General features: G+C 49.2%; 5 protein-coding genes. 1 reads left to right on the forward strand and 4 read right to left on the reverse strand.

Annotated features, from left to right (window positions below; all coding sequences use genetic code 11):
- Window positions 1–188: 188 nt before the first annotated feature.
- On the forward strand, window positions 189–2738 hold the full coding sequence (locus tag AB0L18_RS26805; protein ID WP_367390398.1) for a DUF5686 family protein: 2550 nt from the start codon (window positions 189–191) through the stop codon (window positions 2736–2738).
- Between the two features lie 198 nt (window positions 2739–2936).
- On the opposite strand, the gene AB0L18_RS26810 is transcribed toward AB0L18_RS26805, so the two are convergent.
- The 4 genes from AB0L18_RS26810 to AB0L18_RS26825 all read right to left on the reverse strand — a co-directional run bounded on the left by AB0L18_RS26810 (window position 2937) and on the right by AB0L18_RS26825 (window position 16504).
- Entirely contained in the window at window positions 2937–3134 is a 198-nt protein-coding gene (locus AB0L18_RS26810; protein WP_367390399.1) for a hypothetical protein, read from the reverse strand.
- A gap of 85 nt (window positions 3135–3219) precedes the next feature.
- On the reverse strand, window positions 3220–8871 hold the full coding sequence (locus tag AB0L18_RS26815; RefSeq protein ID WP_367390400.1) for a hypothetical protein: 5652 nt from the start codon (window positions 8869–8871) through the stop codon (window positions 3220–3222).
- A gap of 30 nt (window positions 8872–8901) precedes the next feature.
- Complete coding sequence (locus tag AB0L18_RS26820; protein ID WP_367390401.1) at window positions 8902–9810, reverse strand: T9SS type A sorting domain-containing protein; 909 nt, start codon at window positions 9808–9810, stop codon at window positions 8902–8904.
- A gap of 61 nt (window positions 9811–9871) precedes the next feature.
- Window positions 9872–16504 carry a beta strand repeat-containing protein gene (locus AB0L18_RS26825; protein ID WP_367390402.1) on the reverse strand — a complete coding sequence of 2211 codons (6633 nt, stop codon included), beginning with the start codon at window positions 16502–16504 and terminating at the stop codon, window positions 9872–9874.
- Window positions 16505–16508: the final 4 nt, after the last annotated feature.

Consider the following 16508-nt stretch of genomic DNA (forward strand, 5'->3'; position numbering starts at 1 on the left):
AATAGATAATGTTCTTTTCATAGGGGGAAATGCCCTGCCCTGGCATCAATGATCAGTAAGAGCTTGGTTAAAAATCATATAAAAACCCCACTTCCACTGCTTTAATCACGGCAATCCGTTACATTGCTTGTTGATATTTTAACATTGTAGAAAATCAAGCCCCAATTCCCCAAAACAGCTTGAAAAACGTGAAAACTATTAAAATTCAACTTCCACTTATTGCTATCTGGTTCAGCAAGATGTTACCTGCTGGATTGTCGTTGTTATTTTTATTCTCCCTGCTCCACCCTTTAACTGCTCAGCAGTACCTCTTCACCGGACGAGTTATCGATGCCGACACCAAAGAAGGTATTCCTTTTTGTAATGTTTACTACGAAGGAACAACCATGGGTGTTTCCACCGATGTAGACGGTTATTATGAATTGCGTGTCCCGGTGCTGCAAGCGAATCTTACCGCTTCGGCCATTGGCTATACGTCCATAGCTAAACCCACGAATACCGAAGCCCAACAGACCATCAACTTCAGCTTGGAGAGTGCCAATACTACCCTCGACGAGATTGTAGTCATTGCTGGAGAGAATCCCGCAAATGCAATTGTGAAGGGAATTATTCAGAACAAGCCCCGCAATGACCTTGAGCAACAGCCTGCCTATCAATACGAAAACTACACCAAGATAGAGCTTGATTTTGAAAAAATTCCCGACCGGATTCGACAGAACAGATTGATGGATCCCTTTGAATTTGTCTTTGAAAATATAGACAGTACTTCTGATGAAAAGCCTTTCCTGCCTATCTATATCAATGAAGCACTGAGCGATGTTTACTACTCCGAAGAAGTAGGTAGATCAGCCCAGGTGATCAAAGCTCAACGTGCTTCAGGCACTGACAACCAATCATTTATCGAGTTCGTAAAAAAAGTACATACGCCTTTTAATGTCTATAACAACTATATTGACATCATTGAAAAGCGGTTTATCAGTCCATTTTCTGATGCCGGACTAGGCTTTTACGAATATTACATTCTGGACAGCGCACTGGTCAATGGCCAATGGAGCTACAAACTGAAATTTAAACCTCGCCGTAAACAAGAGAACACTTTCTACGGTGACTTTTGGGTTGCCGACAGCACTTTTGCCATCCAAAGGCTCAACATGAGGATGGCCCCTGATGTCAACATCAATTTGGTAAAAAGAATCATCATTTACCAGGAATACGAGTTGAATGAGACCTTGTGGTTACCCGTTAAGCAAAAAATGATCGTCGATTTTACACTTACCGAGAAATCGCCCGGTATGATTGCCCGCCGTACAGAATCGTTCCGTGACTACCGCCTCAATCCATCTATTATCCAAAATAATTTTCCGGAAAGGAAAAGAGGATCGAGTGAGCCACCACCGCTGAATAGCGATGAAGATTATTGGCAAAGCGTACGGCATGAGCCGCTCACCGAGACCGAATCTACGATTTACGCACTGGTCGACAGTATTCAAAATGTGCCCGCATTCAAAACCTATGGAGATATCTTCGGTACCATCTTCGGTGGATATTTCGACTTGGGAAAATTTGAAGTAGGTCCTTATTTTTCTGTTTACAGCAGTAACCCCGTTGAAGGCACTCGCCTACGTCTGGGCCTACGTAGTGATGACGACCTAAGTCCAAATTTGCGCATTGATGCTTATGGTGCCTACGGTTTCCTCGACGAAAAGTGGAAATATGGCCTCGAAGGCAAGTGGCTTCTTCGTCAGTATCCCTGGACCATTGTCGGCGCCGCGCACCGTAAAGATATTAGCTTGAACAGCGAAAATAGCGAAGCCTTTCAAGAAGGCAACTTGTTTTCCTACTCCTTCCGTCGGGATGTATACCTTAAGCTGATCGATGTTACCGAAACAAAAGTCTACTACGAAAGGTATTGGGACAGCGGTATTTCCAATCGAGTAACCTTCCTGAATCGCCAAATGGACCCTTACGGAAATACCCAAACAGGAGGCTTTAACTATGCCTTCATCAAACCAGGTGGTGAGGCCATTGATACGACCCTCAATACCACGGAAGTGATTGTCAAGTTTCGTTATGCTCCTGGGGAAACCTTTTTAGGAGAAAGGTTTAACCGGGTTAGTTTTGGCACACCGAAGCCTATTTTAGAAGCACAATATACGCTTGGCCTACAGGATGTTTTTGGCAGCCAATTCAGCTACCACAAGTTCTCGCTCAAATTGAGGCATTGGTTCAACATCAGCCCTATTGGTTGGTTCTCTTACCGGGTTAACGCCGGAAAAACCTTTGGCACACTGCCTTTCTTGCTCCAGGAAGTACATCCTGGCAACGAGGCCGTATTCCTTTCGCGCTCCGTGTTCAATACCATGAACAGCTACGAATTTGTCAGTGATACTTATGCCAGTGTTTTTTTGGAACACCATTTTGAAGGCTTTTTCTTCAACCATATTCCGCTGTTACGTAAATTAAAACTGCGAGAAGTAGCCAGCTTTAAAGCCGTCATCGGCAGCATGTCCGAAAAGAACCAGATGGCCAATCGCCTCAATGCGTTCCAACCTCAAAGCGGAGTCGCTCTTTATACCGGCTTCCGTTCTCCTACGGATCGTCCCTTCCTGGAAGCCGGAGTGGGTATTGAGAACATCCTTAAATTCATCCGCGTCGATGCACTTTGGCGCCTCACTTATCTCGACAATCCCGAAGCCAGTCGGTTTAGCATTGTTGTAGGTACTTATTTTGCTTTCTAAAGTTGCACCTCACCCGCATCGAGAAAACTACAGGAGTAGTTAAAGCCTACTACGACTTATTCCTGCCTAATTGCTTCTACAGGATTTGATATTGCAGCCTTGATTGTTTGTGAACTAACGGTTAGAAAAGTAATGGTAAGCACACCTGTTCCTTTTGTTATTCTCTGTATTCATCATTAGTCTGCTTAAGATTTATTGCTAACAAAAAGGATTAATCCAGCTCAAAATTAGACGCTCCTCATTTCGATTCAAATGTATTTTTTGTTGTTCATCAAGTGGAAATTCTCTTTCCTCTATTGGCTTTTTAGCAATTAGGTTTTCTTTTTTTAAAATCTCATTTTTGATCACTGTTAAGTTCTTTGATTGTATTGGGAGTGTTTTTTTACATTTATTCATAGCATTGTATTTAATCTTTTTCAAGACAAGGAAAATCAAGTTAGGGGGAATTCAAGCCCCCCTAACATGATTTTGTAGACAACGATTATTTTACTACAATCATCTTCTTAGTTGCAGTGAACTCCCCGGCCGTTACCGTGTAAGTCAATACACCCGTAGCACCTTGGATCATCTCCTTGGTTAAGTTGATCGTATTGTAACCAGCGGCGTAATCACCACGTACTACATTCAGTACGCGACCACTTGCGTCGCTGATCGTTACCGAGACGGATGTCAATCCGTCTCTACCCGCATCCGCTGGCAGACCTGCCTGCCGGTCAGGCAGGCTGAAACCGATCAAGGTTTCTACCGCGAATGGGTTTGGCGTGTTCTGGAACAGTTCAAAACCTGCAGCAATAACTTCTCCGCTGTTAAACACCACCCCTAAACCAAGCACCTGTTCTCCCCTCTCAGGGGAGATGTCCGCGAGGACAGAGGGGTAGGCCTCTGCAGCCGTGTAGCGGCTAGATACGTTGATGATATCGCTCAACTCAGCATCTACCGTTGGGCGGATCACCAGGCTGAATAGAACATCGTCGTGGGAGACGGATGTCAATCCGTCTCTACTGCCGCCGTTCTGGTTCCAGCTCATCGTGATGGCACCTTCAGCAGCGTAACGCATACCGAAGTTCTCAGCAATTGCTACACCGTACTCCATGTCTACCAGTTCTGCACCATTCAGATTCAAGGTACCCTGGTAGCCTTCAATAGTCGACATATTCTCACCCGTAATCGCTACGGTGTAAGTGTTGCCTGCCTTCATGGAAATATTCTCAGCAACCAGATTGAACTGGCCATTCAGCGTACGATCATCACCCGCCAAGGCATTGGCTTGCGCTGATCCGTTCACATCACCGATCTTCACACCCACGAAGTCCGCATCCAGTACATCACCCGCCAGGTTGTTCTCATTGATCAACTCGGGGAAGACTTCTGACCATGGATTCGTTGGAACAGGGAAGCTATAAGCAGCTTCCACAAAGCGCCAGCTCGTGTTGTTCGCAAACTGCGTATCAATGTTCAAGATCAGTTTACGGATCTGGATCATATCCAGCGTCGTTACCGTTCCACTACGGTTGGCATCCGCAGCGATCAGCTTGTAAGGGCTGTTCAACAGTTGCGTTCCTAAGACGTGCTTGCTGATCAGGATCAAGTCAAACGTCGTCACTCCGTTCAGCGGGTTGGCGTTCAGGTAAGGCGTTACCGAGTAGTCACCGCCTTGGGTCAGGTTGCTGAAGCTGTAGGTGCCCGTCGTATTTGTAGTCATCGTAGCGGTCATGCCGCCGTTGATACTCACCTCGACCCCTTCGACTGCTTCGTTGGATTCCGTCATGATTACACCAGCGATGGTGCCATCACCAGGATCACCACAGTCAACGTGCTGCTGTACCAATACATACGTCTCACAGTAATCGTAGTTACCTTCTTCGTCGAAAGCGTAGACGTATACTACTGTCGTAGCTTCGTCATCCTGCGTCAATACCAATCCAGTATCATCTGGGCTTGGTACGAAGTTTGGATCAGCTTCTACATCTGCTGCACGGTAGATAGCGTACTTCGTCACGCGAGGTAGACCACCGAACAGTTCTGGTCCCTGACCAGTACAGTCACTGATTGGTGAACCTTCGAAGTCAGAAGCCCAGATTGCCATGGCACAACCACCTTCTTCTTGTGGCATCAAGGTTACGGTCAAGCCGTTGATACATACTGGTGCTGGTCCTTTACAGTCGATCACATCGAACACGATGGTCTCGCTGGTCTGGTTACCACAACCGTCCTCAAACAATACGCGTACTGCGTGGTAGATGTTATCACCCATTGCAGAAGTAATGATTGGGAAAGTACCTGCGAATACGTAAGTACCGTCACCGTTGTCGGTGATGTTACCCAATACGTTCAAGTCTGCTACGAATTCGTTCGACTTGATGTCGCCGTCGCCGTTAGCGTCTACTGCAAATGCGTCTAGCTGTGCAGATACCAGGCTTACTACCAAGTTTCCGTCACCGTCAAACAATTCACACTCGTCAGCTACGCTGAATGGAATGCTTACTGCTTCTTCACAGTTGCCGTCGTCATCACCAAACTGACCAGCCAATAGGTCAGGACAGTTAGCCGTAGGACCTCCGTACTCACCAACAGTTACTACTGGTGCGGTTGAGTCATATACTTTCACGAATTGCGTGTAGATGTAACGACCGAAGTTACGACGACCAAACTGGTCAGCAGGAATACAGCCGATGCCGTTACCTGGGATGTTGTCGTATACGGTGTTAGGAATATCAGAATCTCCGTCACGGTCATTGTGGCGGCGATCGATCACTACGCTGTACTGGATACCGGGTTGAGGATCAACTTCGTTATCACAGTTGTTGTCTACTGGTCCGAAGCCACTCACCACCCGTACTACTGGGCGCTCGTTGCCTTCTACCGCACGGTCTACAGGAAGTGCCTCACCGTCGTCTTCGGTCATGCGAGGAAGAACAAGTCCTTCGTACTCACCATCCCAAACACACCAGTTGATCACATCGTAAGTGATCGAGAACTTGTAGCATTCATCACCCGTAGCAGAGAAGATCACTGGCTCACCAATGTTTACGCTCAATACATCACAACCTACAGTGGTCGTAATGATCGTCGGTACATCAGGATCGCCACAATCAGCATCAGCATCTTCTGGGAAGTCGATCGTGAAGTCGTGTACTTCCGTGATCGTGATCAGCTGGCTACAGCTGTTCGTTGAACGGAATACTTCGTTGATGTCAATAGCTCCGTTGCCGTTAGCATCGCCCTCTGGGCGCAACTGCCAAGCTTCGAAACGGCGGGTGATAGTTCCCCAACCACAATCGTTAACCTGGATGTTTGGCGTACGCTCTACGATGGTGTCAACAGCACAGTTGTCTGTACCCGTTGCTCCTCCGAAGATAGAGCTCATCATGATAGAAGTAGCAGCAAAGTCTTCGTCGTAAGCCGTAGCAATATCACCAGGGAAAGCCAATGGCAAGTTAGAACAAGTCAATGTTACTGGTGCTGGTGCATAACAGAATGGGTTCAATTTATCTTCTGGAGTGATCACCATCCAACAGATGTTCTCGTTTCCTGACTCGTCAGTTACACGTAGTTCGATCGTGATTTCGTTGTCGATATCACAGCAGTAGAAGTCTACAAAGTCGCCCCATGGGCTCCAACGGTTAGCACTTGCATCACAAGTGTTGTTGCGCCAGTAGTTACGACGTACTTCCAAAGTTACTGCTCCACAGTTGTCGTTAGAACCTTCGTCAACGTCAGAAGCGAAGATGCGTGCGATACCCAGGATACCTTGAGCGGAGTCACCACCGCCAATAGATACGTTCAATTCGTCGTCACATGATGCACTTGGCTCGATCTCGTCCGTTACGATCAAGTCGTACTCTTCACAAGTTTCGTTGCCACAGTCATCTTCGGCACAGATGATCAGGATGTGCTCACCAATTGGTGCTGATACTACATCTCCGTCACACAAGTCACCACCAGCGAAGAATGATTCGCCGAAAGCAAGTACCGTGTAAGTCGTGCCAGCTACGCTTGAACAACCATTACCGTCGGTAAGGGTAGGACATGGAATCGCTACGTTCGCCAAACAGCTGAATGGTGAAGTAGATACGTTGATTACTGCTGGAATACCAGTGATTACTGGGCCAGTAGCATCAAATACTTTGATCAACTGCTGAAGCGTACCAGAACCGCCTGGGTTACACCAGTCGATGATGTTCCACTCACGACGAAGCTTGTAAGTACCTTCACAAACAGTGATACGTGGCTCATCAGAGTAAGAAGCTCCGATGTTACAGTAAATCTGATCAAGGTCGTAGAAACCAAATGCCGTACGCAACCATGGGTAGCCAGATGCTGATGGGTGAGGGTTGCCATTCGCATCAACAGCGAAGTTCTCGTCACACTCCAAAGGAGCTACAAATGGTGGGAATACCAAGTCGCCAATCGTTGGCTTACGGAAAGTAATCGTCTGCGTACATGCTGCCGTGCGTGGAGCACCTACACATACACCATCGTAACGGTCTGAGACCGTGAACGTACGTGAAAGCGTTACATCACCACAATCACCTGCAGCACTTACTGCATCAGAAAGGGTAACTTTTACTGGACCACAGTTGTCGCCAACTACAGGGAAACCAGTCAGGTTTACTTTTGCAATGAAAGCATTCAAAGCAGCAGTGCTACCTCCAAAGAAGGTGTTACGCGTAGCCGTGAAGTTCAAGGTACCATCTGCACTTGCAATCCATGACTGAGGCGTCTGGAAGCGGATGAAGTTGATATCGTCACATACCAAATCACGGGTATCGGTAATATTTACTGGGGTAAATTCTGGACCAGAAACACCCGTGTTGTTATCAGAATAGATGCTTACCGTCCAGTTACCAAACTGCGTCGTCAACCAGTTGGTCAATACCAAGGTATAGGTCGTGTTAGGCAACAAAGGCAGGCTCAAACGTAGCGCTGGATCGAATGGGTTACCTCCAGGTACGAAAGCATCGTCAGAAGAACCGATGAGGTTCTCACAGGGTGCTGTAGGATCGAAACCGCCCTGGAACAGGAACATGCTTCCATCACCCCACGCAGTCTCCATCAAGATCGTGTATACGTCAACAGGAATAGCAAAGTCTGGCGTAGTGAAAGTTACTACGTCATAGTTGTGCACACCGTCAGCCAGGAAGCCCTGGTTCAAACAGCTGTAGTTGTTGAAGTTCAAGGTTGCATCGCCAGCATTGAGGTTACCGCTTGCTTGGTGAGCAGCGTAGTCCTGCGTTACGGTGCTTGTGTTCGCTGGGCAAGTAACTACTGGATTGGTTTTGTCTTCGGCGAAGATGTTGCCCCAGCAGGTGTAAACCAGTTCGCCTTCTACATAAATTTCTACCATGTACGTGTGCTCACCACAACCAGTGATCACATTAGAGTTACCGCCATCTACCGTCACAATCACTTCATCGGCACAGGCATAATTTCCAGTGATTACCATTGGTGCTACAATGGTAGCTGTGCATTGAGCTCCCAGGGTTACGTTGACATCAGCAATACAGCCTACTTCAATAGGATCGTCACAATCACAGGGAATGATAAAGCTATCCGGATTATTGTCTTCGTAAATATCTTCACTAGGAGCATTATCAATGCTCATGGACATTTGGTTATTGAAGTTCGCACCCAGATTGTTGAAGATAGCTTGCTGGATCGCGCTGTCATTGATCAAGACCTGAATATTTCCTCCATTACAACCTTCTGGCAGTTCAAAGGAAAAAAGAGGAATCGGTGTACCATTGACTACATTGTTCAGTATCGGTGAATTCTGTAGCACTACCTGGTAAACGTCGTTTCCTTGCAGGTCGGCTTCATCAAATCCCAGCATATCGTAAGTCGCAGGATCCACCAGCTGTGCTCCCCACAGTCCGGTAATATCCACAAATGAGCCCACCGCAGGGGCTGGACTTATCGAAGGATTGGTCACCGTACCTTCCGGTAAAAGAAATGTAAAGACTGCCGTAGAGATCGTCACGTCAGTAGAGGAAAAATCAGGGTAAGCCAAAGCGGTGATCACCTGTGGTTCTCCCGCACTTTGTTGAAACCCGTAGGTGATTCCTTGCCCATGTATCGAGCCGGTAAAAACCAAGCTCAACAGGAGCAGTAAAAAAAGTAATGGTCGTTTCATTTTCGTCTTTTTATACATGAGATTAAATTATCAATTATCGATTTTTACCAGTTTCGCTTTGAGTAGTAAGTCTTCAGCTTTACTGGTCAGGAGGTAACTCCCCGCAGGAAGTTGTGATAGATCTAGCTCCAGGGTGTTTATTCCGGGAATAAAATGAGTCTTTTGCCGAAGTACCTCGCGTTGTCTTACATCATAGAGAATGAGTTCTCCCTCAGCACTAATATTAGACGTAATTACTACGGTCGTAGAAGTTGTTGCAGGGTTTGGCTGTACCCTGAGCTTAGGTGCTATCGCTTGGTATTCGTTCGTCGACACAAGCAGCAAGGGACAAGCTATTTGAGCACTGAAAGGATCTTTTTCGTCGTAAATATCTACCGCCGGTTCATCCGCAATGCTTACAGACATTTGATTGTTAAAATTAGCGCCCAGGTTTTGCAGCACTACCCCTCTGATCAAACCATCGTTGGTCAGCACCTCAATATTTCCCTCGTAGCAGTCGTCAACCAGGGTAAAGGAAAACAGAGGAATTCCTTCCCCCTCAACGATGTTATTGAACTCCGGAGAGCTTCTTAATACGACCTGGTAAACATCATTACCTTGTAAGGCTTGCCCGTTCAGCCCAACGCTGTTAAACACCTGCGGAGTGAGCTTTTGAGCTGACCAGCTGCCATTATGATCCACAAAAGCTCCAGCAGCAGGAACCACCTCGATGGAAGGGGTAATCGCTACTTCAGACGGTATTGAAAAGGAAAAAACTGCCGTCACCATGGTCACATTGTCCGAGGAAAAATTCGGGATAGCTACCGCCGTGATACGCAATGGGTTTTCCGTATCCTGTACAAAACCATAACGAATCGACTGTGCGAAAAGCCCCGTAACCAGTCCTTGAGAAAGGCACAGCAACAAAAACAAAAGATATTTTTGCTTTAAGTATTTCATGTCATTTATCATAAAATGGGGAACCCGACTAAAGTCAGCTTCCCCTTATTAGTAAATCAAATTATTGTGGTAATTGCTCAGGTATTACGAAAGTCTGCAGTCGAATAAAGTTGCGGGGATGACCATCAACATTATTGAAAATCGGATCTACATCATTGTTCTGCCCAGCGAAAATCGTCTCACCACTCAGGTTAACATCGCCAAGATTGTAGCCTGGCAAAATGAAAGTTTGAAGGCGCAAGAAGTTAGCAGTGGCCTGATCAATCTCGTTGAAAATCGGATCTTTATCGTTGGCCTGACCAGCATAAATAACCGAGCGATTGGCATTGGTGTTGCCCGCCCATAAGGCGTACTGACCATTGACCGTAATCTGCTCCAAGCCATCAAATGCAGGGGTGTTTTCCCACAATTCAGTAGCGAGGTTAACAAAATCAACTACCGTTGCCGTGGGCGACATTGCAATCGGATCAGCACTCATCGTTCCCAGGTGGTTGCGGTGCCGTACCGCTACGTAGTAGCTGCCCAGAGAAGATTGGGTGAAACACAGCGGGCTAACGCCGTCTACCTCCACAATATCTCCATCCCGCTGCACTAACCCGGAGCGAGTATCAACTACTTCCGTAGGATCTACTGCGCTTCTGAGCTCAACAAAAACCCAATCAACAATTGAATTAGCGCCGTAATCAGCAAATACTACCCCAGGGTTACTAATCGTTTCTCCGCCACCATTCACATGGGTGAAACCAAGCGCAGTGTAAGGCTCCGTAGTAGGAATCACACCGTCCTGTCTCAAATCATCACGCATCAGGTTGTCAGGAGAACCAAGAAGAGCACCTTGTAACATTACGCGTGGCAATAGCTTAACCAATGGTTCTGGTATCAAGATCGTCACCGTCGGGTCGTCCTCGAAGTTATCGTTGTCATCAGACAAATCTGTTACTGGATCACCGTTGGGGTCGGTACCCGTAGCCAAAGCCTGGTTCGTAACACCACCGGCATCTATATCCGCTTGAGTAATCACGTAGCTCGCGGTGAACGTCGTGTTGTCACTCGCACCTACCGCCAAGGTTGCCAGTGGGCCACCCATGACTGTGACCAGTGGGTCAGTGACCGTGACGTTGGTCAGGGTTACGTTGCCCGTATTCGTCACCGTGAACGCGTAGGTGATCGTCTCCCCTACTTGCGCAAAACCATCACCACTCTCATCCTGGAACGTGCCGCTCTTGATGATTGCAATCGCTGGGTTGATCGGCAGCGGCGTCACCGTTGGATCGTCCTCGAAATTGTCATTGTCATCAGACACATCCGTGGTAGGATTGCCGTTCGGGTCCGTACCCGTAGCCGTGGCCTGGTTCGTAACACCACCGGCATCTATGTCCGCCTGTGTTATCACATAAGAAGCTGTGAACGTCGTAGCGTCACTCGCACCTACCGCCAAGGTTGCCAATGGGCCACCCACCACTGTGACCAGTGGGTCCGTGACTGTGACGTTGGTCAGGGTTACGTTGCCCGTGTTCGTCACCGTGAACGCGTAGGTGATCGTCTCACCTACTTGCGCAAGGCCGTCGCCACTCTCATCCTGGAATGTGCCGCTCTTGATGATTGCAATTGAAGGGTTGATCGGCAGCGGGGTCACCGTTGGATCGTCCTCGAAATTATCATTGTCATCGGAGATGTCCGTGGTAGGATTACCGTCAGGGTCGGTACCCGTAGCCGTAGCCTGGTTCGTAACACCACCGGCATCTATGTCTGCTTGGGTTATCACATAAGAAGCGGTGAACGTCGTGTTATCACTCGCGCCTACCGCTAAGGTTGCCAGTGGGCCACCCATGACTGTGACCAGTGGGTCGGTTACCGTGATGTTGGTCAGGGTTACGTTGCCCGTATTCGTCACCGTGAACGCGTAGGTGATCGTCTCCCCTACTTGTGCAAAACCGTCGCCACTCTCATCCTGGAATGTGCCGCTCTTGATGATCGCAATCGCTGGGTTCTGGGGGAGAGACGTCACGGTCGGATCATCTTCCAAGTTGTCATTGTCATCTGACACATCCGTGGTAGGATTACCGTCAGGGTCCGTACCCGTAGCCGTAGCCTGGTTCGTAACACTACCAGCATCTATGTCCGCTTGGGTAATCACATAAGAAGCTGTGAACGTCGTGTTATCACTCGCACCTACCGCTAAGCTCGCCAGTGGGCCACCCATCACGGTTACCAGTGGGTCAGTGACCGTGACGTTGGTCAAGGTCACGTTGCCCGTGTTCGTCACGGTGAACGCATAGGTGATCGTCTCGCCTACTTGTGCGAAGCCATCACCACTCTCATCCTGGAACGTGCCGCTCTTGATGATTGCTATTGATGGGCTCTGAGGGAGAGACGTCACGGTCGGATCATCTTCCAAGTTGTCATTGTCGTCAGACACATCCGTGGTAGGATTGCCGTTCGGGTCCGTACCCGTGGCCGTAGCCTGGTTCGTAACACTACCGGCATCTATGTCCGCCTGTGTTATCACATAAGAAGCTGTGAACGTCGTGTTATCACTCGCACCTACCGCTAAGCTCGCCAATGGGCCACCCATCACGGTTACCAGTGGGTCAGTGACCGTGACGTTGGTCAGGGTCACGTTGCCCGTGTTCGTCACCGTGAACGCGTAGGTAATCGTCTCCCCTACTTGCGCAAAACCATCACCACTCTCATCCTGGAATGTGCCGCTCTTGATGATTGCAATTGAAGGGTTGATCGGCAGCGGGGTAACCGTTGGATCGTCCTCGAAGTTATCATCGTCATCAGACACATCCGTGGTAGGATTACCGTCAGGGTCCGTACCTGTAGCCGTAGCTTGGTTCGTAACACCGCCGGCATCTATGTCCGCCTGTGTTATCACATAAGAAGCGGTGAACGTCGTGTTATCACTCGCACCTACCGCTAAGCTCGCCAGTGGGCCACCCACCACTGTGACCAGTGGGTCGGTTACCGTGATGTTGGTCAAGGTTACGTTGCCTGTGTTCGTCACCGTGAACGCGTAAGTGATCGTCTCGCCTACTTGTGCAAAGCCGTCGCCATTCGTATCCTGGAACGTGCCGCTCTTGATGATCGCAATTGCTGGGTTCTGGGGGAGAGACGTCACGGTCGGATCATCTTCCAAGTTGTCATTGTCATCAGACACATCCGTGGTAGGATTGCCATTCGGATCCGTACCTGTAGCCGTAGCCTGGTTCGTAACACCACCAGCATCTATGTCCGCTTGCGTCAATACGTAAGAAGCTGTGAACGTCGTTACGTCACTCGCGCCAACTGCTAGAGTTGCCAGTGGGCCACCCATCACGGTTACCAGCGGGTCCGTGACCGTGACGTTGGTCAGGGTTACGTTGCCCGTGTTCGTCACCGTGAACGCATAGGTAATCGTCTCGCCTACTTGTGCAAAACCGTCGCCATTCGTATCCTGGAACGTGCCGCTCTTGATGATCGCAATTGCTGGGCTCTGAGGGAGAGACGTCACGGTCGGATCATCTTCCAAGTTGTCATTGTCGTCAGACACATCCGTGGTAGGATTGCCGTTCGGGTCCGTACCCGTGGCCGTAGCCTGGTTCGTAACACTACCGGCATCTATGTCCGCTTGGGTAATCACGTAGCTCGCGGTGAACGTCGTGTTGTCACTCGCACCTACCGCTAAGCTCGCCAGTGGGCCACCCATCACGGTTACCAGTGGGTCCGTGACCGTGACGTTGGTCAAGGTGACGTTGCCCGTGTTCGTCACCGTGAACGCGTAGGTGATTGTCTCGCCTACTTGTGCAAAACCGTCGCCGCTCTCATCCTGGAATGTGCCGCTCTTGATGATCGCTATTGCGGGGCTCTGAGGGAGAGACGTCACGGTCGGATCGTCTTCCAAATTGTCATTGTCATCTGACAAATCTGTTACTGGATCACCGTTGGGGTCCGTACCCGTAGCCGTAGCCTGGTTCGTAACACCACCGGCATCTATGTCCGCTTGAGTAATCACGTAGCTCGCGGTGAACGTCGTGTTGTCACTCGCACCTACCGCTAAGCTCGCCAGTGGGCCACCCATCACGGTTACCAGTGGGTCCGTGACCGTGACGTTGGTCAAGGTCACGTTGCCCGTATTTGTCACCGTGAACGCGTAGGTAATCGTCTCGCCTACTTGTGCGAAGCCATCACCGCTCTCATCTTGGAACGTACCGCTCTTGATGATCGCAATTGCTGGGTTCTGGGGGAGAGACGTCACGGTCGGATCGTCTTCCAAGTTGTCATTGTCGTCAGACACATCCGTGGTAGGATTGCCGTTCGGATCCGTACCTGTAGCCGTAGCCTGGTTCGTAACACCACCTGCTTCTATGTCCGCTTGGGTAATCACATAAGAAGCTGTGAACGTCGTGTTATCACTCGCACCTACCGCTAAGCTCGCCAGTGGGCCACCCATAACTGTGACCAGTGGGTCCGTGACCGTGACGTTGGTCAAGGTTACGTTGCCCGTGTTCGTCACCGTGAACGCGTAGGTGATTGTCTCGCCTACTTGTGCAAAACCGTCGCCGCTCTCATCCTGGAATGTGCCGCTCTTGATGATTGCTATTGCGGGGCTCTGAGGGAGAGACGTCACGGTCGGATCGTCTTCCAAATTGTCATTGTCATCTGACAAATCTGTTACTGGATCACCGTTGGGGTCGGTACCCGTAGCCGTAGCCTGGTTCGTAACACCACCAGCATCTATATCCGCCTGTGTTATCACATAAGAAGCTGTGAATGTCATGTTGTCACTCGCACCTACAGCTAAGCTCGCCAGTGGGCCACCCATCACGGTTACCAGTGGGTCCGTAACCGTGACGTTGGTCAAGGTTACGTTGCCCGTGTTCGTCACTGTGAACGCGTAGGTAATCGTCTCGCCTGCTTGTGCAAAACCGTCGCCATTCGTATCCTGGAACGTGCCGCTCTTGATGATTGCAATCGCTAGGTTGATCGGCAGCGGCGTCACCGTTGGATCGTCCTCGAAATTATCATTGTCATCGGAGATGTCCGTGGTAGGATTACCGTCAGGGTCGGTACCCGTAGCCGTAGCCTGGTTCGTAACACCACCGGCATCTATGTCCGCTTGGGTAATCACATAAGAAGCTGTGAACGTCGTGTTATCGCTCGCGCCTACCGCTAAACTCGCCAGTGGGCCACCCATCACCGTTACCAGTGGGTCCGTGACCATAACGTTGGTCAAGGTCACGTTGCCCGTATTTGTCACCGTGAACGCATAGGTAATCGTCTCGCCTACTTGTGCGAAGCCATCACCGCTCTCATCTTGGAACGTACCGCTCTTGATGATCGCAATTGCTGGGTTCTGGGGGAGAGACGTCACGGTCGGATCGTCTTCCAAGTTGTCATTGTCGTCAGACACATCCGTGGTAGGATTGCCGTTCGGGTCCGTACCTGTAGCCGTAGCCTGGTTCGTAACACCACCTGCTTCTATGTCCGCTTGGGTAATCACATAAGAAGCAGTGAACGTCGTGTTATCACTCGCACCTACAGCTAAGCTCGCCAATGGGCCGCCACTCACTGTGACCAGCGGGTCCGTGACCGTGACGTTGGTCAGGGTGACGTTGCCCGTGTTCGTCACCGTGAACGCGTAGGTGATCGTCTCGCCTACCTGTGCGAAGCCATCACCACTCTCATCCTGGAACGTGCCGCTCTTGATGATTGCTATTGCGGGGCTCTGAGGGAGAGACGTTACGGTCGGATCGTCTTCCAAGTTATCATTGTCGTCAGACAAATCTGTTACTGGATCACCGTTGGGGTCGGTACCCGTAGCCGTAGCCTGGTTCGTAACACCACCAGCATCTATATCCGCCTGTGTTATCACATAAGAAGCTGTGAACGTCATGTTGTCACTCGCACCTACAGCTAAGCTTGCCAGTGGGCCACCCATCACCGTGACCAGTGGATCCGTGACCGTCACATTGGTTAGCAGTGAATTACCTGTGTTGGTTACTGTAAAGGCATAGGTGATTGTCTCCCCTACTTGGGCAAAGCCATCACCGCTCTCATCCTGGAACGTGCCGCTCTTGATGATCGCGATCTCTGCGGTTAATAGCATACAAGGTAAAGAGAAAGAAGCAGGATTATTTCCTGCATAAATATCCATAGAAGGTGCGTCATCTACACTAATCGACATTTGGTTATTGAAATTCGCACCAAAAACTGCAAAAACCCCTTGTTGAATAGAACCATCATTGGTGAGCACTTCTACGTTGCCGCTCATACAGTCATTCGGTAATCTAAAAGAGAAAAGCTCAATTGGAGCTCCCGAAGTTGCGTTAGGAGATGGTGAGTTTTGCAAAACAACCTGATATACATCATAGCCGCCGAAGCCATTCGTTGTTCCCGCAAACATATCGTAAAGATCCTCCGTTAACAGCTGTGCAGTCCAGGAACCTGTAATATTGATAAAAGGTCCTGAACCAGGTAAAGGAGGAATAGCCGGATCGGTAACAGTACCCTCTGGCAAAATAAAGCTGAAAACAGCTGTAGAAATGGTTACGTTATTCGAAGTGAAATTCGGATAAGCAACCGCGGTAATATCCAAAGGATCATTTGGATCCTGGATAAAACCATAGGTAACTTCATTCTGTCCCCAAAGGGAGGAAAAGGAAAGCAACCAAAGAAATACGATACTGATCACATTATAGTGAAACTTCATAGTT

The sequence above is a fragment of the Lewinella sp. LCG006 genome (assembly GCF_040784935.1).
Taxonomy (GTDB): domain Bacteria; phylum Bacteroidota; class Bacteroidia; order Chitinophagales; family Saprospiraceae; genus Lewinella.